The sequence below is a fragment of the Butyrivibrio fibrisolvens genome (assembly GCF_037113525.1).
GTDB classification, from domain to species: domain Bacteria; phylum Bacillota; class Clostridia; order Lachnospirales; family Lachnospiraceae; genus Butyrivibrio; species Butyrivibrio fibrisolvens.
The window spans coordinates 2,164,938-2,185,204 of sequence record NZ_CP146963.1; the positions used below are offsets into that span (position 1 = coordinate 2,164,938).

Genomic DNA, 20,267 nt, shown 5'->3' on the forward strand with positions numbered 1-20,267 from the left:
GTTAATAAATTAAAGCTTATAGTTTTTGTATAGCGCTGCCTGTTGATGTGAGTTGTTAAGTTCTAGTACTTTACTAAACCATTTGTCGGCTTCTTCACTGTTGTTAAGGCCGAGGTATGCCAGGCCCATTAAGTAATAGCAGTGCTCCTTGTTCTTGCGATTCATGTCGGTATCGAAAACAGACATATCAGGCATGGATACGGCGAAGTAGTCCATGATGAAATCGTCGTTAAGATGTTTTTGACCGTAATCGAGGAGCTTGTAATAGCGACTGTTGGCGGCCTTTATGTCTCCAAGTTTTTCAAAAGCTTTGCCTTGGAACAGAATCATGTCGGCGGGCTGGTCGTAATAATACATCATTCCGGCAGGCTCTGAGGTGCCAAGAGTGGCGGCTTTTAAGTGTATCTCAGAATCACTTTCGCTTGCAGGTTCATGATCTGCTATTTTTTCTTCTGTTAAGGCAAGAAGATAATAGATGTTGTTATCTTTAGTACCTTCAAGTTTTCCTTCACCGAGGTTTTCTGGATATACAAGTGCTTTTTCAAGTAGCTCTTTTGCTTTGCCATAATCTGAAGCTTCAATAGCTGCCTTTGTCAGCATATAAAGTGATAACTTATACTGTGCAGTTATCTTTCCTTCTGCGCCTTCCCAGGTCTGGAAGAAGTGACTGGTGATCCTATCGAGGGCTTCTTCGTACATACCGAGGGTGTTAAGGAGAGTGACGTACTCGGTGTAGAGGTCGTCGCGTTTTTCTATAAGATCTATATTGTTGGTATAGTTCTTTAGGCGTTCTTCCAATGATACATTGAGCCTTTGATACAGCTGGTCCATTTCAAGGAATACTCTTGCATCGGACTGGTCAAGTGCGAAGGCTTTTTCTATGCATTCTTTTGCCTTATCCTTATCGCCTTTCTTGTTATAATAAGCGATCGAAAGATTACGAAGAAGTGTAGGGAAGGTGTCGTCTAATTCTCTGGACTTCTCCCACAGGCTTATAGCTTTTTCGTAATTAAGCTTGTCATAGTAAAGGCATCCAAGATAGTAGTAGGCTTTGGGTCCCTTTGGATTGTAAGCTATCGCCATTTCAAGGACATCGATATCTTCAAGTTTATTAGGGAAGCAGCAATAAGGATTTTTCTTATCTGCTTTGTCCAAATACATCAGAGCGCTTTTGACGGTAACACTATTTGGGGATAATCTGCGGCCTGTACTATGAGCCCCGCCGGATTTCAGGATATAAGCTCCAATGTAGTAATTGAGCATCTGCTTATTGTAGGGGCACATATTTAGAAGATCTATAGCTTCTTCATAGAATCCGCTTTCTGCAAGGTCTCTAGCGATCATGAGAAAGTTTTCATGATAATCGCGGGTCAGTGTATGGAAATCTTTTAAAAGTATACTTGTGTTGCCCTGCTTTGTATCTTTAGCATCAGGCTTTGAAGCTGCTGTAATAATGATCTGAACGAAGCGGGAATAAAAATCAAATGTATCTATCTTAAGGCTTTCTACAATATAGGCAAGAGCCTGATAGTCTTTATGCAATTTGTGAAGGAGCATTGCCTTAAGGCCTCTTGCCTTTATATTATGAGTATTCTTGATAAGACCGGATTCTACAAAGTCCAGTGCCTGCTCATAATTCTCTTTCCTTGCCTCTATACAAGCAAGATAGTAAAAAGACATCTCCTGAAGCTCGCTACTCCAGGTTGCTTTGTAGAAGGCATCGTAGGCTTCATCATATTTTTCCTGATAAAAGAGTGACAGACCAAGGTTATAGAAGGGCTCTGCATAAAAAGGCGCAGGATGAAGTCTGGTAAGACGGTCTATCGCAGTTTTAAAATACTTTTCTGATTCTTCAAATCTGCCTCTTCTAAAAAGAAGAAGTCCGTAGGCGTTATTGATCCTGGTATCTTCAGGATCTCTTTCAAGACCTTCAAGATAATAAGGATCAGGAAGCCAGGTTGCATGCCTGTACTGTTCGATATGCTGGGCGGTGAGATAGAGTTCTTCATTTGTCTTAATATCTTTTGGAAGACCAGGAGTTGTGGCAGGCTTTGCAAATTCAGGGATTCCCGGATCTTTTGGCATATAGGACACAAGCTCTTTGCCGTTTGATGAGACTGTGACCTTAACCTTGTACTTGTCAGGAATGCAGACAGGAATCTCATTTTCATAGATATCTACAGGAGAAAGGGGACATTTTTCCTTATATATATCTTTTCCATCATAATTAACGATGATCTCGGCCTGCTTATAGAGCTGCGTTGCATAGGCGCAGATATATAAGGTGTCATCATTTCTTTTTTCAATGTTAAGAGCTGCGCGTATAGAAGCATTCTTAACTTCTCCAACAGCCTTGTATGGCATGAAATACTGTTTGAATACTTTCTCTTCATATGGTTTAAGCCATGTGAAATCAGGCTGGTTGTCGCAGAACATGCCAGTCATAAGCTCGATGTATGGACCGTCTTCGTCTGTGAGATTTCTGTCCCAGGCCTTGTCAAAGTCACCGCACCCCCAGGTCCACTGCTTTTTGCCGGGAGAGATATGATGGTCTGCTACGTGCAAAAGACCTGCCTTCTTCTGATAATCGTAGCCGCCGACAAAGTCGTAGTCAGACTTTTCAGCCATGTAAGAAGTTGGGACAGGGATATTCTTGTAGCGGGAGATATCAACGCCTTCGCTGTAATCGTGTTTATAATATTCGCCCGTAGCAATTGGAAAGCGGGATACAGCTCTTTTGCCATGGTCATATACGTTATGAACATCAGGCGGGAAAATAGACTTGGTGTGCTCATTAACTGATACGGCCGGATTAGCCCACCAGAGGAAAGTCTGAGGAAGGGGCGTTCTGTTGTAGAGCTGGCCCTTGATCTCTATATATGCCTTCCCGGGATAAAGAGTAAACGTAGTAACGACCTTGGTTCCGTACATCTGATCCACATCGCCGATGAGAAGAGACACACTTCCGTCTTCGTTCTTTACAATCTTGTGATCTACAGGACTATAGGTTGTGGGCCTGTGATGCTGGGGCCAGTTGAATTCGATGCCGCCGGAAATCCATGGACCAGTAAGACCTACAAGTGCAGGCTTTATGACATGGTTATAGTAGACAAAATCATAGTCATTAGTCTTGTCATAGGCTCTCTGGATCCTGCCTCCAAGCTCTGGCAGAACCATGATCCTGATATACTCGTTTTCAAGGAAAACAGCATTCCAGGTTTTATCAGTCTTGGTGCGGCTTATCTCATTGGTAGAAGGATAAGGGTAGATCTTGCCAGTACTTCCCTGATACACACGCTTTTCAAGAAACATCGGGTTCTTGTCAGGTTTACCGACTTCATAGGTCGGAATTGTAACAGCCTCTTCCCAGATCATAACTTCTTTCATCAAATTTTCTCCTTAATTGGTCGATATTGACCATTTATTCGTAAAGCCTTTTTTGGGCGTTTGATTGTGGTAAGCTTAGAACATAGAAATGAACTCTATAATTAATCTTATAAAGCGATTATTATACATTCAACGCAAAAAGGAGCGAAAACCTGTGAAAATCGACCTTAATGGAAGCTGGGAATTAGAAAATGATAAGTTTGGAAAGATGACAGTAAGTCTCCCCGGAACTTTGGATGAAAACAAAGTGGGAGACCAGGATGTTGTTGCCAAGCTTTGGCATAAGATCTTTTTCCTACGATGAAGATGGAAGACTAACTCTAAACGGTAGAAGGATCTTCCTCCGCGGCGAAGCCAACTGTGCCTATTTCCCCGAAACAGGCCATCCTCCAATGGATGATGAAAGCTGGGAAAAGTCTACCTGTCACCGCCCTCAACAAAGGAAGCCATGCCAAACTCAATCAAAGCCCAGTTTTCAACAGACTTTTGGTCCGTAGGAACCTTCCCCGAACAGGAAGGCGCAATGGGACAACTCATTGATAGTAAACATCCCATATTTGAAAACTTCCCAACAGAAGATCACACCAATTACCAGTGGTGGCCCATGGCATCTCAGCGAGCCCTTATACTTCCAGAATACATGGACACTATAATCACCGAAATGGACTGCTTCGCCTACCTTCGCCCCATGACCCAGCTCATGGAAGTAAGCTGCGAAGGCGGAAAACTCCTCATCTCCTCAATGGGACTTCAAGACCTTATGCAGTACCCCGAGGCAAGAGCACTCCTCTCAAGCATCTATACATATATGGATTCTGATAAATTTGAGCCTAAAGTAGAAATGAGCAAGGAAAATGTTCTAGCTATGTTCAAATAATACGAAAACTTCAGAGGCTGGCAGTAAAAAATGATTTTCTTGTCTTTGAAAAATATATTAAATTCAAGAGCATGATAGATGGAGATTTATATTCCCGCTTAGGGTCCGCATGTTTGAGCGAAGCGAGTTTCGGACCCTGGGAATAGAAATCTCCATCTACCATGCCTTGAATTTTATATATTTTTCATGACAAGAAAATCATTTTTTATTGCCAGCCTCGGCCTATTCGATAACCTAACCTAACCTAACCTTACGCCCCCAACTGGCTTAATATCTCGGATATGCTTACATCACCGCATATTTCTTCAAATGGATTTTGGCTGAAGCCTTCAATCTGCTCTTTAATCTCTTCATCACTTCTTCCAAGGCCTGTTTCATCATAGTAAGTTTTACTGTATGGTTCAGAATCGTAACTAAGTGATTCTTCCAGTTCTTCATCTGACGGATATCCATCCCCATCTACATCGTTAAACCATACATACCTAACACTGCATACAGAGCTAAGTTCTTCATCGCCATCAGGCTTTTTCATATAGCTTTCGTATTGAACTGCACCCGCATAGTCATAGTTGGTATTGGCTACAATTCCAGTTCTAGGAGAATAGTAGTATCCGGTATTGCCCATTGCACCGTAAGCCCATTCATACATGTAACAGACAACATGTCCGTTCTGATATGAATAGAGTGAAACTTCATAACCTAACTGTCCTGTAACAAGTTCAGGAATATCATCGTCATCAAAATAGATAAGATCGTAGGTCTTTTCCTCATTATCCATATTATTAAGTCTGGCTACCTGGGCATAAGCTTCCTGATAGGAGTTATATACGCAGTCTTTGTTGTCACCCACAAGATATGTTTTTATCTGATCTATTGTAACGCTGTCACCATAAGTTCCTTCGATCTTATCAGGAAGATTATAGAGCTTTTCATAGCGCTCTGAATTTAGAGACTGATACAAAATAACCTTTGTTCCAAAATCAGAAGAACCGATGACCACGATATCTTTGTTGCCGTCAGCATTGAAGTCAAAAAATCCTATTGCACTAACGCTTGTAAGATATCCCCAGTTATCTCCATCACTTATATAGCTGCTAAGAGAGTTGCGGAGTTTTCCATCTTTTATGATGGCAAATTCAACACCATAATCAGAACTTGGATTATAGGTTATAAAACGTACAGGATCTTCGTCTTTGTACAGGTCAATATCAAAAGTCTGAGCCGGATCGCAGTTGTCCTCCCACATAATGGCATTGGATACAACTGTAACATTATCGCCATCCTTATTAAGAACCAGAACTCTGTCGGCATCGGTTCCGAAATTATTGACTGCAAAGCTGTTACGGAATTTCAGAGTATAGCTGTTTCCCGCTTTGGTTCCTTCTATACATTCAAACATATATAGAAGTTCGCCTTCATAGCGCTGTCTGTAGTAGGAGTCTGTCGACTCTATATATGTCCATTGAAAAGAGTCAGGGGTACTGAAGTCTACTCCTGCATGAGTCTTGGCGTACTCTACAAGATCGCTTCTTGTGATCTTATAAAGAGTGCCATATAACTGATCCTGCTTGGAAGCTTCAAGGAAAAGACTTACATCATTTTCACTAAGTTCACAGGTTTCAAGGCCTGCTCCCTGCTCAAGAACGGCATCCCAGTCGATCTCAGAGACATCATTAAAAGGCTCTGAAAGAAAACCTGCATATTCAAAATCCTGAAAAAGAGTTGTAAATTCATCTTTTTCCTCATCTGTAATAGGCTCTTCCTGAGCCTGAGAAGTATCTTCCTCATTTCCATTTGCGGTCTGATCTGTAGATGATCCTTCCGGTCCGTATAAAGAACTTCCGGGATCACCAAGCTGTTTGCCACATCCGGTCATAAGTAAGGTGATTGATAATAAAGTGAGTATTTTCTTTGCTTTCATAAGTAACTTCTTTCTTAATATAAATGTTTAATGATATTACCTGAATCTAATTGAAACACGTATCTAAAGTATTATCAAATACTTAAAGAATATATATTTTATTGGTAAACATATCAATCTGTATATTAGCATAATAGCCCCTGATAAACAAAATTGGAAAAATATTTTTCATCTTCATAAAATCTTTAGAATTGGAAAATATACTAAGTTCATACAAACGAAAGGGGAACAAAATCATGGAAATGATCCTTAGAACAAACGAACTTACAAAAACATTTAAAAAACAGAATGCAGTAAATAATGTATCTTTAAATATTCCAAAAAATTGTGTGTACGGTCTTCTTGGACCAAACGGAGCCGGCAAGTCAACAACACTTAAGATGATCACAGGAATCCTTGCTCCTACAAGCGGCCAGATAGAATACGATGGAAAGCCCTGGACCAGAAGCGTACTTTCAGAGATCGGAGCACTTATAGAGAATCCTCCCATCTATGAAAACTTAACAGCAAGAGAGAATCTTAAAGTCAGAGCACTTCTTCTTAATGTGGATGAAAAGAGAATCGACGAAGTCTTAGAAATCGTAGGACTCACAGGAACAGGCAAGAAGAAAGCCGGAAACTTCTCACTTGGAATGAAGCAAAGACTTGGAATCGCAATGGCACTTATAGGAAGCCCCAAGCTCCTTATCCTGGATGAGCCGACTAACGGACTTGATCCTATCGGAATCGAAGAGCTTAGAGAACTTATTAAATCTCTTCCGAAAAAAGGCATAACAGTAATCCTTTCAAGTCACATCCTTCTTGAAGTTCAGAAGACAGCAGATTACATCGGAATCATCGAAGGCGGCAATCTTGAGTATGAAGGAAAGCTTGAAGAGGGAATGGATCTGGAAACTCTTTTCATGGATATCGTAAGAAAAAATCGCAGTAAGGTTGTAGCTTAAATAATCAGTCACTCATTTGGAGGTTAATATGTTAGGCATAGTTAAGGCAGAAATTTTAAAATCAAAAAGAACAATGGGAAGAAAGCTTATATTTATTTTTCCTCTTATCACATTTATAATGGCTCTTCTGGTAACCGGTGGACTTCAAAATGCATATGCAGAATGCGTCTGGAACTGGTGGTACATCCTGATCCTTCCAATGCTGATCTCAATTCTTTGTTACCTGACATCTGCAAGTGAGAAAAAGAGCAAATTCTTTCATATGACAACTCTTGAAACAGGCAGAAAAGACCTCATGATAGGCAAGATGTTATATCTTGGACTTGTAATCCTGTTAGCAAATACAATGATCTTTGCAGTAGCAGCAGTTGTTGGAAAAGCATTATCAACACACATTCCCTTCCTTGGAGGACTTGCTTTTGTATTCGTACTTACATTAACCCAGCTTTGGGAGATCCCGCTTTTCTTATTTCTTAGCATGAAATTTGGAATGGTTGTTAACCTTATGACAGCTCTTGTTATCACCGTAGCCGGCATCCTCATAGCACCAACAGGAAAGTGGCTGTTTGTAGTATCCTCAGTTCCAATGAGACTTGCAATTCCAATGCTTCACCTTCTTCCAAGCGGACTTAAGGTTGCAGAAAGCCATCCACTTGCAGATCTTAGTGCTATTCCTGTAGGCATGATCGAATCTGTAGTAGTACTTGCAGTAGCAGCATGGCTTTTCCTCAGATGGTTCGACAAGAGAGAAGTATGAGGGAATTGCAGATGTCGCACATTTAAGGTTGTCGTATTGGGGAATTTTCTTGGGGATGGGAATTTATAAAGGGTTTTCGAGTCGTGAAAGAATTATAAAATTCAAGGCATGATATCTGGAGATATATATTCCCAGGGTTCGAAAACTCGCTTCGCTCAAACAGTCGAACCCTAAGCGGGAATATAAATCTCCATCTATCAAGCTCTTGAATTTAATAATTCTTTCAAAGACTCGAAAATCCTTTATAAATTCCCATCCCCAAGAAAATTCAGGTAATAGAGAAATTTAAAATGTGCGACATTTGTAAATTGCGTGGAAGAGTAGAAAAAAAGAAGCAAAAAAAGATAAAAGACAAAGAAAAATCAAATAATACATAAGAAGATTAAGAAATTAAGAAATAAGAAAGAAGGTAGAACGATGCTTATTAACTGCTTAAAAGTTGAATTATATAAATACAAGAGAAGCCCTGTACTTATCGCACATTTTGTTATTCCTGTTGTAGTAAGTCTGATATTTATCGCTTATTATTCAGTATCACCCTGGAGTGATAAAGATAAGATCGTAGCTTTTTATCAGGCCCTTGGAATTGCATTTCCTGTACTTATAGGCATCTTTACAGCCAGTGAAGTAGAGAAAGAGCTTGGAGCAGGACATTTCCAGAATCTTCTGACATATAAGAGCAAAGTCGTAGCACTACTTTCCAAAGTCGTTGTACTGCTTATTCTCGGACTTAGTGCACTTATGCTGACTACCCTGATCTTTGGAATCTTATTCAGTAATGTACTTGGAATGGGTGGCGAGGCTGTTGCTGAGTATGGACATAACGCTATCGTCACATATGTAATAGCAGCTTTTGTTATCTGGCTTGCAGGTATTCCATTTTACTTCTGGACTCAGATCCTTGCATTATCCTTCGGAAGAGGCCTTGCGATTGGATTCGGTATATTCTCAGCTATTTTAAGTGGAGTGTTCCTTACAGAAATTGGAAGCCTCGTTTGGAGAGTAGTTCCGATTTCATGGACAGGACGTATGGTTAACGCTTATTTTGAACATGATCTTATGAGTGTAATATTTATCTATTTTGTAGTTACTATTGTATCAGTGTTATGCTATGCTATATTTGCTCTGCGCTACGAAGGAAACAGCGCTAGCGAATAAGTAATTGAAAGAGGTTATGTATGGCGAACATACTTGCAGTTGATGACGATACTGCCATATTGAATATGATTGGTAACATTTTAAAAAGGGACGGACATCAGGTAACTCTGATAAGCGATCCGCTTACACTGAACTCAGATAAGATTCAGGCTTATGATCTGATCCTTCTTGATGTAATGATGCCCGGAATAGACGGCTTTGACCTTTGCAGTAATATAAGAAGCCAGGTTGATTGTCCCATTATCTTTATTACGGCTAAAACTGACGAGGGAAGCCTTGTAGAGGGGCTGTCTCTTGGAGCAGATGATTATATATGTAAACCCTTTGGTGTTATGGAGCTCAGAGCAAGAGTTAATGCTCATATCAGAAGGGAAAAAAGAGAGCATGTTGCAAGACTGTCTCTTGGCAGGATCAGTTTTCTTTTGACCAATAAAGTAATGATGCTTGATGATCATGAGATCACTCTTACCAAGGCGGAATATGAGATATGTGAGTATCTTGGAAGGAATAAAGGACAGGTTTTTTCAAAGGAACAGATACTTGAAAAGGTGCTGGGATATGATAGTGACTCAAGCGATGCAACTATAACAACACATATCAAAAATATAAGAACTAAACTTTCAGAATACGATTATATGCCCATAAAGACAGTATGGGGGATAGGATATAAATGGGAAGAGTAAAAAGTAAAGACAGGAAAAAGAGCAGGTCGCTGGGAAGCATCTTTTCTTTTTATGTGATCGGGATGATGCTTGGGTTTATTGCCTGGGCAGTTGTAGCTTATGTAATATTTACTATCCTGATAATGACAGGCGCTGTGTATCCTTCGAACTATGCGGAGATGCAGATCGCGAATTTTTACAAAACGCTTAGCAGTGCTGAAACTATTACTTCTGACATGATCCCGGATTCCTGCAAATACATGCTATTTACAGAAGATGGAACGGTGATAGACGGCAATATTGACGAGGAATATGTGGCTACAGCCTGGAATGCAGTTTCAAGCAGTGCTGTAGGTGGTGAGTATTATTATAAAGCGATCACAAGATCCGGTGAGTATCTGGTGTTTCAGTACAAGCTTGTTCCGCAATTTAAATCAACGTTTCTTCGAAAGTATTTTCCCAATGTTCAGAATCTTATTTATATTGCTATCATTGTTGGCGGTGTTGAAGTTATGCACATCAGCTCGCTACTTTTTGGCCGTAAGCTCAAAAAGCGCATGATACCTGTACTTGAAGCTACTAAGAAAATCGGAGAAAGAGATCTTGAATTTGAAATAGAAAAATCCGGCGTACAGGAGATAGATGACTGCCTTAAATCAATAGATGATATGCGCTATGCGCTGAAAGAATCTCTTCAAAAGCAGTGGACTTCCGAGCAGGAAAAAAACAGGCAGATGTCTGCACTTGCACATGACATTAAGACGCCTCTTACAGTAGTCAGAGGTAACGCAGAGCTTTTACTGGAGAGTGAACTTGATGATGAACAGAAGTGCTACGCTGACTATATAACAGGATCAGCCCAACAGATAGAAAACTATGTTCAGACTCTTATAGATGTAACAAAGTCTCAGGAAGGACTTCACGAAACTACTAATAAAGTAAGAGTACAGTCCCTTTTGGAAGATATAAAGAAGCAGAGCCTTGGTCTTACAAGAGTTTATGATCAGAAACTGCAGTTTAGTGAAAATTGTAAAACTGATACAATTGATATAGCCTATGATCAGCTTGTAAGAGCTGTTATGAACATCATAAGGAACGCTGCTGAGCACTCACCAGAAGGAAGCGATATAAGCGTAGATGTCACCGAGAAGTTTGATGAGCTTAGATTCACAGTGACTGATTCGGGCAAAGGCTTTAGTCAGGAAGCTTTAAAGCATGCAACTGAGCAGTTCTTTATGGACGATAACAGTAGAAGCGGCGGTATGCACTACGGCATCGGACTGTTTTTTGCCATGAATGTAGCCAAGATGCATGGAGGAGATATAAAGCTTAGTAACTCCAAAGAACGCGGCGGTGTAGTTGAACTTTCAATAAAAATATGATATGGCCTATTTACATGACTTTTGGAACGATGTGCCAAAAAGTCATGTGTTTTATGACTCGCAAAATGTATATCAATTTGCGAGTTTACTTATATTGAGATATTTTAATACCTCTTTTTTGCTGTTTATTGGGTATGGGAAATCCTTTATAATTAAGCAATGTGGTAACTAAAACAATTAATAACACCACGGAAAGAGGAAAAAAGTTTAATGAGGGGATACTTAACTAAAAAGGTTCCTAAAACAATCGATGATCTAAAAAAATACTGTAAAGAAAGAAATCTTAATTCTGATGTAACAAGGTTCTACATTGATGTTGACCACATCGGACCTGATGCATATGGAATCTATAAGGACTACTGGTCAGATGATTTCATTGTATATAAGAATACAGATGATGGATCAAGAGAGATCATCTATCAGGGTAAAGATGAAGCTATAGCTGTTAATGAGCTTGGTAGACGTCTTTCTATTTTTCTTAAAAATCCCGAGATGCTGGATGAATTAGATTTAGCGGAAGCAGAGAAAGAAACTCAAGAAGAAACACTTCAAAATGAATTTTCTTCTGGTACAAGTTTTGTATCTTCTTTAAGATCAGAGTATGGGGCTGATGAAGATACAGAGTTAAACTCTGAAAATGAAGTTTATACAGATGAAAATGTTGCTGATTCAGAATCAGACCAGGATTATATAGAAGATATTTGTGTTGATACCACAAAAAACGTTCACCTTAAGAGTTTTCCGATTAAGACTAGGTCTGAACAAATTTATGAAGATGGTAACGATGAAGATTATTCGATTCATGATGAGCATTCAATTGATCAGGAAACAGAAAGTGATGATGACAGGTATACACAATATCATTACGATCTTTTTCCTAAAGAATATACTATAAATAAGAAAAAACCTAATAAAGATAAACTTGAAAAGATCAAGGTTGCGCTGTTATTCATAATAGCAATTATGGCGATCATATTTTTTGGATTATATAGTGTTACAAACGGCTTTACAAATACAGATAGAGATAATTATAATAACGCTTATTATGATTCCTACTATAAGTCATATTTTAGCTCTGATAACTATGACTGTGCCGACCTTCCAGGACCGATGAATGGAAGTTATTATACTCCAGATGAGACACACTATTTAGCGGAACAGATCGAAAAGCGATGGAGCGAAAGGTTTAGATAAGTATTTGACCTTACTTTTTACTTTGCTCCAAATATAATATATAAAACAAACTAAACGGGAGGGGATTACAATGTTCGAAGACAAAACACTTTATGTTAAGCAGTTAAAACCGTTTCTGTATCTACTTGATGAGAATCATGAGTGCACCGGATATCTTGTTATAGGGGACAAGAAGGCTGCACTCATTGATACTATGATGGGATACCATAACTACAAGGAAGAGATAGAGAAGATCACAGACAAGCCTGTTATGGTAATCAATACCCACGGTCATCCGGACCATATCTATGGCAACGTTTTCTTTGACGAAGCTTATATCAGCCCCAAAGATCTTGAGCTTGCGCTTAATACAAGTAAGGATCCTGAATTTGTAGAAGTGTGCGAGGAAGAGGGATTTTCCATGCCACCTTTTAAGGAAATCAAAGGCGGAGATGTAGTTGATCTTGGCGGTAAGACTCTTGAAATCTATGACATTCCCGGACACACCAAGGGCGGAATCCTTCTTTTGCTGAAAGAAGACAGGATCTTATTTACAGGTGATGCAATCAATCACCATCTGTGGCTTCAGCTCCCTGGCGTAGTGCCATACAAGGAGTGCGTTGAAGCTATTGATAATGTTCTGTTCTTAGAAGAAAAAGCTGATTATATCCTTCATGGTCATGCCAGGGATTTCGATGATATATCTCTCATGCGTTGCGTAAGAGATGCGATACAGGAGATCATTGACGGTAAGAGAGATAATGATCTGGAGTATACGTATTTCCTTGGAACTTGCAAGCAGCATCCTTTTAGCGTTGTAGAAGGCAAACACTATCAGCAGGATGATCACGTCATAGTTTATGATGAAGCATATCTATAAGATTTATTTTTGAAAAATATACTAATTAAATGGAGAAAATGACAATGGCTAACATGATAATGAGATTCCCGGGCGGCCTTCCAAAGGCGCTTACTTTAAGCTACGACGACGGCGTAGAACAGGACGAAAGACTTGTAGAGATCACTAATAAATATGGCATTAAGGGTACCTTTAACTTAAACAGCGGCGCTTTTGCCAAAGAGGGCACAACATATGAACCCGGAACTATTCATAGAAGAATGTCCCTTAGTAAACTCAAGGAAGTATATAGTAAGAGCAGCTGGGAGATCGCAGCTCATGCCTATACACATGCAGCGCTCGTAGGCCTTCCTTCTAATATTGCTACAGATGAGATTTCAAGAGATCGTAAAGAACTCGAGGAAGTATTCGGAACATTCGTAAGAGGATTCGCTTATCCATACGGAGCCTACGATGATGCAAGCGTGCAGATCCTTAAAAACTGCGGAATATGCTACGCAAGAACTGTAAATTCAACACATGACTTCCGCATTCCAACAGACTGGCTCAGACTCCATGCAACATGCCACCACGCTGATCCTCAGCTTATGGACCTTGCAAAGCGCTTCGTTGAAGCTAAGAACAGCTGGTCTCCAATGTTATTCTATCTCTGGGGACACAGCTATGAGTTTGAAGAGAAAGACAACTGGGACGTAATCGAGAAGTTCTGCGAATACGTATCAGGCAGAGACGACATCTGGTATGCAACTAATATTGAAGTCTATGACTATTGCAAGGCGTTTTCAGATCTTATCTTCAATACAGATATGACAATGTGTAAGAATCCTTCGGCTATAGACGTTTGGTTCACATATGGCGATAAGGATGTTCATGTAAAAGCGGGCGAGATTGTGGAAATCTGATGTAATAATAGATCCAAAAGGAAATAGTAATGAAGAGTAATACTAAAAAAATACTAATTATAGCAACAGTAATTGCTATTGGACTGGTGAGTGTTTCTCAGCTTATCAAGAATCGTGGCGGTGTAAATGTACAATGCCAGACAGCGTATGATGTTGATGGAGAACTAGTCAGCTACAGACAGGATGATCCAAAATGGAAAGATCTGCATCTTGGAGAATCAGAATTCACCATGGAATCATCAGGTTGTATAACCACATGTATAGCAACAGCTATATCCAAAAGTGAAAATCCTCTTGATCCTGGCCAAGTTGCGGCTCTGTTATCTGATAACGGTGTTTTTGATAAAGACGGGAATCTGCAATGGGGCAAACTGGATGAGATTCCAGGTTTTAATACCAGAGTGTACGATAAGCCAGACGCTGATGCAATTGATGAATGCCTGGCACAAGGCTATTATCCGATTGTAAAGGTGCATAGAAATACTATCTTTAGCTATCATCATTTTGTCTTGATAATAGGGGCTGTAGATGGGGAATACATCTGCATGGATCCGTTGAAAGATGGTCTAACAAAACTTAAGGATTATGGAAACAGGATATACTCAGTCAGATGCGTATGGTATGAAGAGTAAATTATCGATTCTTGAGGGCGAAGACTATGATGATAGATTACAGATGGACCGACGGAAGAAATGAAGATTTCTATAAATTTTATCTTAAGACTGAAGAATACTATAGCAATATAGTTGGTGGCCTGAAGAATCGTGAAGCGTTTGTCCCCTATAACATTTCGGAGAGTATTTCAGATGTTCTGATAGCTTATGCTTCAGACGTAGCAGTGGGGTGTGCAGGATTAAAGGCATATTCTGATTCGGATGTTGAAATCAAAAGAGTATGGGTTGATCCTGAATTCAGAGGTAATCATATATCTACTTATATGATGGATGCGTTAGAAACAAAGGCTTTAGAACGTGGATTCAAACGCGCAATTCTTCAGACAAGACCTCAGATGTCAGAGGCCGTTCACCTATATACAAAGCATGGATATGAACAGATTGAGAATTATCCACCTTATGATGAGCTTGACGGAGCAATCTGCTTTGCAAAATGGTTAGGATAACTTGACATAAGGCTTTTTCGCCGGATCAGGCTGTTTGAGTTGTTGGAAACTGATATTAGGAAAAAGGAGAACGCACATGAAAGTATTGCTATTTTGCTGCAAGGGATTTGAAACCATGGAATTTGCTCCATTTGTAGATGTTATGGGATGGGCAAGGAATGATTATGATATGCCTGTGGAAGTTGTCACTGCCGGATTTTCTAAGACTGTAATATCAACATTTGGAATTCCGATCCTGGTAGATAAAAGCTTTGATGAGATAGATGTATCTGAATATGATGCACTTGCGATTCCGGGCGGATTTGAGGAGTTTGGATTTTATGAAGAAGCATATGATAAACGCTTTTTGAATCTTATAAGAGAATTCGAACGTTCTAACAAATTCATAGCATCTATCTGTGTTGGTGCACTTCCGATTGGTGCAAGCGGAATACTTAAAGGAAGAAAGGCTACAACATATCACCTTGGAGATGGCAGAAGACAGAAGCAGCTTGCAGAGTTTGGGGTAGACGTAATCCCTGATCAGAGCGTTGTGATTGATAAGAACATAATAACAAGCTTTTGCCCTGAAACAGCACCTCATGTTGCAATAGCCTTATTACGTATGCTTATGGGAGAAGATAAGGCTCAGGTAGTTGCGAAGGCAATGGGATTCTAAGATGTGAATTGTGCAGATAGTGTTGCGCCAATGAGGATGGCTTTATAAACAATATGATGAAGAACCAGAATTTCAATTAGGGAAGAGGATATAAAAGTGAGAAAATCGAGATTTGATAAGAAACGAAGTGCTTTAATTGTTATTACAGTGCTTATTACATCAATGCTTTTATGTGCATGTACAAAAAGAGCTACCTTTAGCGGAAGCAAGGTCGGCGGTCAACTACCCATCACACAAGTGTAATGGGCTTGCATCTACCCTGTAGTGCGTCTAGTACTCCTACATTTTAGCGGTGTGACTTCCGTGGTGATGCATCTAGGGTGGCTGACAACACCCTTTACAGACAAGATATGCTCATCTGTAACTGTATCAGGTACTCTGTATGCAAACCTCACGGATTGCATATTCCCATGCCGTACAGTAAATGCGGATGCTTGAGTATATTTTACGTAACACCAAGACTTATGTGTTACAACCTCATATATACTTGCCAATGTACAAAGAGTGCCTTTGGTGAACAGCGCACCTAACGGTTTTCTCTTGGGACTTGCTGCTGAGTATATCATAGCACACATGTTCTTGAATAACAATTTACAAGCGCTCCTCCCACCGCCCAAGGGCAGTGGGTTTCCGCCTACGAAACCGAAAGGATTTTATTTATGAAAATTATGGTTAGCGCCTGCCTCTTGGGGCATAATTGTAAATACAGTGGTGGTAACAACTACAGCGAGAAAGTCGCTGAGTACACCAAAGGGAATGAAGTTATTCCAGTGTGCCCAGAGGTTGCAGGTGGACTTCCTACACCAAGGATTCCCTGCGAGATTGTAAATGGAGTTGTTACTAATAAAATTGGCGAAAGCAAGGATAAGGAATTTAGATTCGGAGCAGAGCTGTGCCTTAAGAAAGCTCTTGAAGAAAAAGTGGACTTGGTTATTCTTCAATCAAGGAGCCCATCCTGCGGTGTGAAGCAGATTTACGATGGTAGTTTCTCTGGAAAATTGATTGATGGTAGGGGAGTGTTTGCACAGCTGTTGGTGGATAATGGGATAGAAGTTTTAGATTTGGAAGATATCTAACTTGCAGGTTAACTTATAAAAAGGGACGGACAAAAATATTATTTGGAGAGTTTAAATGAAATTACTGGAGTTTTATACATTAGAATCAATAGATTTTCCAAAATTGATGGATGTTTATCGTGAAAGCAATGAGGATAATGTATCATTTTTTTATCCTGAAGAGACTGATCTGGATAAGGGACGTCGTCTTGTGGAGCAGAGGTTTTATGATTATTTGAAGACTGATTTTTACAATAAGCAAGGTAATCGATATTATGCTCTTGAAGATAACGGAGAATGGCTTTCTGCTATTCGAATTTTCCCGGTAGAAGGTAAAGACAATACTTTTTTCGCAGAGGCTCTTGAAACTGCACCGGCTCATAGAAGAAAAGGCTATGCAAGAAAACTAATGGAGCTATTATTTGAAAAACTCAGAAAAGAAGGCTCTTTTGAGATAACAGATACGGTAAATAAAAGCAACGAAGCCTCTTTGCAGTTCCATTTAAACTGTGGATTTGAGAAATATAAAGATCCTGCATGTTGTATTTTAAATGGTAAAGTAGATGAAAAAGCTTATACTATGCGTTATGTGGAGAGAATAATTAAAGATAAAAACAGATTTGTTGCTATAATGGCAGATCTTAGAAAAATGCCTGAGAAATCAAATAAGATTACAGCCTATGGCGCTGGTCCTGATCCATACGATTTCGAAGAAGAAGCGGTAGATGTTTTGGGAGAATTCGCTGATGTAATTTTTGAGGAAGAAGTCTTTAGAGATTTACATCAAGAAGTGGTTAATGCATATTACCAATTATATTCTATTGATTTTATGAGATGCCATGAAGGCATAAGCACATTTTACGAGAATTTTTACAAGAATAATGAAAAAGAAGATGTACTTAGAGCATGTAAATTTTTTAGAGATAATAACCATGAACAACTAGCGGATATAATAGAAATGGGATACTGTGATTATGACCAGATGAAAGCTGTTAATAAGTGGTTTTATAATAATACTGGGGAAATATATACAACGTATAGAGAGCTGATGTTCCTTTTTGAGAAGATGTATTTGTGATTAGCGTAAGAAGATAGAGTGGGAAATATCAAGGGATAACTTAGAAAAACAAATCGGGATTAGTGGAGTAGAACATGGATAAAAAAAGGGCTTTGTCTGGCGCCATAACATTTATAACCCTGATGGGAATCGTAAGTCTGTTTTCGGACATGACTCATGAAGGCGCCAGAAGCATATTGGGCGAATATCTGAACCTCGCAGGGGCATCCGCTGCAACCATTGGATTTGTGTCCGGTATAGGAGAATTGTGCGGGTATTCACTAAGGCTCATATCCGGATTTATAGCAGATAAAACGAAGAAATACTGGACATTTGTTATCACAGGCTATGTAATACAGGCTCTGGCGATTCCTGCACTGGCACTCGTACCTGAACATGGCTGGATTTGGGCCTGCGGTCTTGTGATCCTGGAGCGTATCGGAAAAGCGATAAAAAAGCCTGCCAAAAACACATTGGTAAGCTTTGCGGCAAGCGAGATCGGAACCGGAAAAGGCTTTGCCTATCAGGAGTTTCTGGATCAGCTTGGCGCGTTTCTCGGACCGGTACTGCTTTTTGTAACAGCTCTTGTAAAAGGTACAGACGACCTTTTTACAACGTATAGGATCTCTTTTGCGATACTGCTTGTTCCTGCAATGATCACCATAGCTCTTGTTTTGACAGCAAAGATAAGATACCCTGATCCGGAGATCTTTGAAAAGCAGGAAGATAAACCGGCAAGCTTTGAATTCAGGAAGTCATTTGTTCTGTTCATGGCGGCCATCTGCTTTTTTGCTTTTGGCTTTGCAGACTTCACCCTGATCACACTTCATTCGGCTAATACCGGAGCATTTAATGAATCCATGCTCAGCCTGCTATATGCTGGGGCAATGGCTGTGGATGCCTTTGCTGCACTATTCTTTGGCTGGCTTTATGATAAGGTCGGGCTGAAGGCTCTGATCATTTCCACACTATGCAGCACATTCTTCTCATGTTTTGTTTTTATGACTGGAAATGCCTGGTTGATCGGAGCTGGGATAATTCTGTGGGGGATTGGAATGGGTGCGCAGGAAAGTATTATGAAAGCAGCTGTCAGCGGAATCGTCCCGCGTTCCATGCGAAGCACCGGTTTCGGAATATTTGAGACAGGATTTGGTATTGCGTGGTTTCTGGGCAGTTGGCTTCTCGGTGCCCTGTATGATTTGAATCCTGTGTATCTTGTCACTGTGTCTGTGGTATCACAGTTTCTGGCGATTGCATTTTATGCTTTATGCCTCCGGTGCAATAAGACAGAGTGCTAACAATTCAAAATTTGTAAAGGAGGCTCCCATGCCACACGTAGAGATAAACTGCTTTCCTGGTAGGAGTGATGAACAGAAGAAAGCCTGTGCCGAGAAAATAGCTGATGTAATAGCTGAAACTCTTGGCTGCAAGACATCAAGCGTTTCGGTAGCCATTAAAGAAATAGCTGAAGAGGACTGGAAAGAATTAGTCTGGGATAAAAAGATTGCACCTGAGAAAGAAAAACTGTATAAAGAACCCGGATACTCTTACAAATAATTCAAGTGAAGGCTGGAAAGTCGGGTTCATGATAAGAGAAGAACTTCATGATGATGATCCCTTGGCTCATGACCTATATGCACAAGGGGAACTTCTATATGATGTGACACAGATTGATAATGATTTTTGGAAGAATCATCAAGATTGTCATGAATATTTCATAACAAGAATAAAAGAAGCTTTTAATATGCTTGAAAATGATTCGAATGCAATAGAAATCAGACAAGAGTATATAGATGCGTATCAAAGATTTTTGAAATAACTCTTCTGCAAATAAACAAATTTGGGGTTGAAAGTGCAAAATATAAATAAATTTGAGATTATAAAGAAATATATCGATGAATACGATTATTGGGAGCTGCTTGCCTGTCATGCACCAAATGACGAATTTGATAGTTACTCGAAAAAACTGTCTGAAATGATTACAGAGAAGGATTCGGTTGAAGATATTGCCAAAATGATAGCAACTATCATGGACAAATCGTTTGGAGAAGAAATAAACCCAAAGAAGTTTATTACTACTGCGGGTAAAATAAAAAAAGCATTATATGCGCAGGAGTAAAAACGTTTTAATTCCGGTTTGTTTAAAAAATCAGGTTTTGGAACAGGTGAAAATATGAGATTTAAATCTATACTAAAAGAATTATTTAAGAGTGACTACAAAATAACCAGCATAAAAAGATACGATTCCGGCTTGATCAAGGCTCAGACATCTTCTTTAAGATGGGGAGACGATTTTTCTTTGTTATGCATAAAAGAAGAGCAGATCCCAGCATGAATTATGCAGATAAAGAATAG

General features: G+C 39.6%; 22 protein-coding genes. 20 read left to right on the plus strand and 2 right to left on the minus strand.

Annotation, left to right across the window (positions count from 1 at the left end; all coding sequences use genetic code 11):
* Window positions 1–9: 9 nt before the first annotated feature.
* Window positions 10–3,387, minus strand: a complete 3,378-nt coding sequence (locus WAA20_RS08905) for a DUF5107 domain-containing protein (protein ID WP_073386183.1) — start codon at window positions 3,385–3,387, stop codon at window positions 10–12.
* A 154-nt stretch (window positions 3,388–3,541) separates the two neighbouring features.
* Between WAA20_RS08905 and WAA20_RS08910 the strand changes: the two genes are divergently transcribed.
* Entirely contained in the window at window positions 3,542–3,691 is a 150-nt protein-coding gene (locus tag WAA20_RS08910; protein WP_167562675.1) for a hypothetical protein, read from the plus strand.
* A gap of 144 nt (window positions 3,692–3,835) precedes the next feature.
* The gene (locus WAA20_RS08915; protein ID WP_073386185.1) at window positions 3,836–4,264 is read left to right on the plus strand and encodes a hypothetical protein; all 429 of its coding nucleotides are present in this window, start codon (window positions 3,836–3,838) and stop codon (window positions 4,262–4,264) included.
* 250 nt (window positions 4,265–4,514) lie between these two features.
* On the opposite strand, the gene WAA20_RS08920 is transcribed toward WAA20_RS08915, so the two are convergent.
* Window positions 4,515–6,185 carry a hypothetical protein gene (locus tag WAA20_RS08920; protein WP_073386187.1) on the minus strand — a complete coding sequence of 557 codons (1,671 nt, stop codon included), beginning with the start codon at window positions 6,183–6,185 and terminating at the stop codon, window positions 4,515–4,517.
* Between the two features lie 236 nt (window positions 6,186–6,421).
* On the opposite strand from WAA20_RS08920, the gene WAA20_RS08925 reads away from it, so the two are divergent.
* The 18 genes from WAA20_RS08925 (at window position 6,422) to WAA20_RS09010 (ending at window position 20,247) form a co-directional block, all read left to right on the plus strand.
* Window positions 6,422–7,129, plus strand: a complete 708-nt coding sequence (locus WAA20_RS08925) for a lantibiotic protection ABC transporter ATP-binding protein (protein WP_073386189.1) — start codon at window positions 6,422–6,424, stop codon at window positions 7,127–7,129.
* Window positions 7,130–7,157: 28 nt separating this feature from the next.
* Window positions 7,158–7,886, plus strand: coding sequence for a lantibiotic immunity ABC transporter MutE/EpiE family permease subunit (locus WAA20_RS08930; RefSeq protein WP_073386191.1), 729 nt, complete (start codon window positions 7,158–7,160; stop codon window positions 7,884–7,886).
* Between the two features lie 417 nt (window positions 7,887–8,303).
* The gene (locus WAA20_RS08935) at window positions 8,304–9,044 is read left to right on the plus strand and encodes a lantibiotic immunity ABC transporter MutG family permease subunit (protein WP_073386193.1); all 741 of its coding nucleotides are present in this window, start codon (window positions 8,304–8,306) and stop codon (window positions 9,042–9,044) included.
* 20 nt (window positions 9,045–9,064) lie between these two features.
* A complete protein-coding gene (locus WAA20_RS08940) occupies window positions 9,065–9,727 on the plus strand; it encodes a response regulator transcription factor (RefSeq protein ID WP_073386195.1) in 663 nt (220 codons plus the stop codon).
* Window positions 9,715–11,088 (plus strand): HAMP domain-containing sensor histidine kinase, encoded by a 1,374-nt coding sequence (locus tag WAA20_RS08945; RefSeq protein ID WP_073386197.1) that lies wholly within the window; start codon window positions 9,715–9,717, stop codon window positions 11,086–11,088. Before WAA20_RS08940 ends, WAA20_RS08945 begins: the two co-directional genes overlap by 13 nt.
* Window positions 11,089–11,298: 210 nt before the next feature.
* On the plus strand, window positions 11,299–12,282 hold the full coding sequence (locus WAA20_RS08950) for a hypothetical protein (protein WP_073386199.1): 984 nt from the start codon (window positions 11,299–11,301) through the stop codon (window positions 12,280–12,282).
* 70 nt (window positions 12,283–12,352) lie between these two features.
* The gene (locus WAA20_RS08955; protein ID WP_073386201.1) at window positions 12,353–13,141 is read left to right on the plus strand and encodes an MBL fold metallo-hydrolase; all 789 of its coding nucleotides are present in this window, start codon (window positions 12,353–12,355) and stop codon (window positions 13,139–13,141) included.
* Between the two features lie 44 nt (window positions 13,142–13,185).
* The gene (locus tag WAA20_RS08960) at window positions 13,186–14,022 is read left to right on the plus strand and encodes a polysaccharide deacetylase family protein (protein WP_073386202.1); all 837 of its coding nucleotides are present in this window, start codon (window positions 13,186–13,188) and stop codon (window positions 14,020–14,022) included.
* Window positions 14,023–14,051: 29 nt separating this feature from the next.
* Window positions 14,052–14,654, plus strand: coding sequence for a hypothetical protein (locus WAA20_RS08965; RefSeq protein ID WP_073386204.1), 603 nt, complete (start codon window positions 14,052–14,054; stop codon window positions 14,652–14,654).
* A 26-nt stretch (window positions 14,655–14,680) separates the two neighbouring features.
* On the plus strand, window positions 14,681–15,142 hold the full coding sequence (locus WAA20_RS08970; RefSeq protein WP_051164172.1) for a GNAT family N-acetyltransferase: 462 nt from the start codon (window positions 14,681–14,683) through the stop codon (window positions 15,140–15,142).
* Window positions 15,143–15,218: 76 nt separating this feature from the next.
* The gene (locus WAA20_RS08975; protein ID WP_073386205.1) at window positions 15,219–15,800 is read left to right on the plus strand and encodes a DJ-1/PfpI family protein; all 582 of its coding nucleotides are present in this window, start codon (window positions 15,219–15,221) and stop codon (window positions 15,798–15,800) included.
* 659 nt (window positions 15,801–16,459) lie between these two features.
* Window positions 16,460–16,876 carry a DUF523 domain-containing protein gene (locus WAA20_RS08980; protein ID WP_073386206.1) on the plus strand — a complete coding sequence of 139 codons (417 nt, stop codon included), beginning with the start codon at window positions 16,460–16,462 and terminating at the stop codon, window positions 16,874–16,876.
* Between the two features lie 55 nt (window positions 16,877–16,931).
* Window positions 16,932–17,933, plus strand: a complete 1,002-nt coding sequence (locus tag WAA20_RS08985) for a GNAT family N-acetyltransferase (RefSeq protein ID WP_073386208.1) — start codon at window positions 16,932–16,934, stop codon at window positions 17,931–17,933.
* A gap of 74 nt (window positions 17,934–18,007) precedes the next feature.
* Window positions 18,008–19,210, plus strand: coding sequence for an MFS transporter (locus WAA20_RS08990; RefSeq protein WP_035768617.1), 1,203 nt, complete (start codon window positions 18,008–18,010; stop codon window positions 19,208–19,210).
* A 28-nt stretch (window positions 19,211–19,238) separates the two neighbouring features.
* Window positions 19,239–19,469 carry a tautomerase PptA gene (gene pptA / locus WAA20_RS08995; RefSeq protein ID WP_026504209.1) on the plus strand — a complete coding sequence of 77 codons (231 nt, stop codon included), beginning with the start codon at window positions 19,239–19,241 and terminating at the stop codon, window positions 19,467–19,469.
* Between the two features lie 28 nt (window positions 19,470–19,497).
* Complete coding sequence (locus WAA20_RS09000; RefSeq protein ID WP_073386209.1) at window positions 19,498–19,731, plus strand: hypothetical protein; 234 nt, start codon at window positions 19,498–19,500, stop codon at window positions 19,729–19,731.
* Window positions 19,732–19,764: 33 nt separating this feature from the next.
* Entirely contained in the window at window positions 19,765–20,031 is a 267-nt protein-coding gene (locus WAA20_RS09005; RefSeq protein WP_073386211.1) for a hypothetical protein, read from the plus strand.
* Window positions 20,032–20,085: 54 nt separating this feature from the next.
* Window positions 20,086–20,247, plus strand: coding sequence for a hypothetical protein (locus WAA20_RS09010; RefSeq protein ID WP_167562676.1), 162 nt, complete (start codon window positions 20,086–20,088; stop codon window positions 20,245–20,247).
* The last annotated feature ends 20 nt before the right edge of the window (window positions 20,248–20,267 follow it).

What these genes read in the sequence shown, in the direction of transcription:
- WAA20_RS08905 (WP_073386183.1), bottom strand. Translation starts at nt 3,387, where the DNA reads ATGAAAGAAGTTATGATCTGGGAAGAGGCTGTTACAATTCCGACCTAT.
- WAA20_RS08915 (WP_073386185.1), top strand. Translation starts at nt 3,836, where the DNA reads ATGCCAAACTCAATCAAAGCCCAGTTTTCAACAGACTTTTGGTCCGTA.
- WAA20_RS08920 (WP_073386187.1), bottom strand. Translation starts at nt 6,185, where the DNA reads ATGAAAGCAAAGAAAATACTCACTTTATTATCAATCACCTTACTTATG.
- WAA20_RS08925 (WP_073386189.1), top strand. Translation starts at nt 6,422, where the DNA reads ATGGAAATGATCCTTAGAACAAACGAACTTACAAAAACATTTAAAAAA.
- WAA20_RS08930 (WP_073386191.1), top strand. Translation starts at nt 7,158, where the DNA reads ATGTTAGGCATAGTTAAGGCAGAAATTTTAAAATCAAAAAGAACAATG.
- WAA20_RS08935 (WP_073386193.1), top strand. Translation starts at nt 8,304, where the DNA reads ATGCTTATTAACTGCTTAAAAGTTGAATTATATAAATACAAGAGAAGC.
- WAA20_RS08940 (WP_073386195.1), top strand. Translation starts at nt 9,065, where the DNA reads ATGGCGAACATACTTGCAGTTGATGACGATACTGCCATATTGAATATG.
- WAA20_RS08945 (WP_073386197.1), top strand. Translation starts at nt 9,715, where the DNA reads ATGGGAAGAGTAAAAAGTAAAGACAGGAAAAAGAGCAGGTCGCTGGGA.
- WAA20_RS08950 (WP_073386199.1), top strand. Translation starts at nt 11,299, where the DNA reads ATGAGGGGATACTTAACTAAAAAGGTTCCTAAAACAATCGATGATCTA.
- WAA20_RS08955 (WP_073386201.1), top strand. Translation starts at nt 12,353, where the DNA reads ATGTTCGAAGACAAAACACTTTATGTTAAGCAGTTAAAACCGTTTCTG.
- WAA20_RS08960 (WP_073386202.1), top strand. Translation starts at nt 13,186, where the DNA reads ATGGCTAACATGATAATGAGATTCCCGGGCGGCCTTCCAAAGGCGCTT.
- WAA20_RS08965 (WP_073386204.1), top strand. Translation starts at nt 14,052, where the DNA reads ATGAAGAGTAATACTAAAAAAATACTAATTATAGCAACAGTAATTGCT.
- WAA20_RS08970 (WP_051164172.1), top strand. Translation starts at nt 14,681, where the DNA reads ATGATGATAGATTACAGATGGACCGACGGAAGAAATGAAGATTTCTAT.
- WAA20_RS08975 (WP_073386205.1), top strand. Translation starts at nt 15,219, where the DNA reads ATGAAAGTATTGCTATTTTGCTGCAAGGGATTTGAAACCATGGAATTT.
- WAA20_RS08980 (WP_073386206.1), top strand. Translation starts at nt 16,460, where the DNA reads ATGAAAATTATGGTTAGCGCCTGCCTCTTGGGGCATAATTGTAAATAC.
- WAA20_RS08985 (WP_073386208.1), top strand. Translation starts at nt 16,932, where the DNA reads ATGAAATTACTGGAGTTTTATACATTAGAATCAATAGATTTTCCAAAA.
- WAA20_RS08990 (WP_035768617.1), top strand. Translation starts at nt 18,008, where the DNA reads ATGGATAAAAAAAGGGCTTTGTCTGGCGCCATAACATTTATAACCCTG.
- pptA (WP_026504209.1), top strand. Translation starts at nt 19,239, where the DNA reads ATGCCACACGTAGAGATAAACTGCTTTCCTGGTAGGAGTGATGAACAG.
- WAA20_RS09000 (WP_073386209.1), top strand. Translation starts at nt 19,498, where the DNA reads ATGATAAGAGAAGAACTTCATGATGATGATCCCTTGGCTCATGACCTA.
- WAA20_RS09010 (WP_167562676.1), top strand. Translation starts at nt 20,086, where the DNA reads ATGAGATTTAAATCTATACTAAAAGAATTATTTAAGAGTGACTACAAA.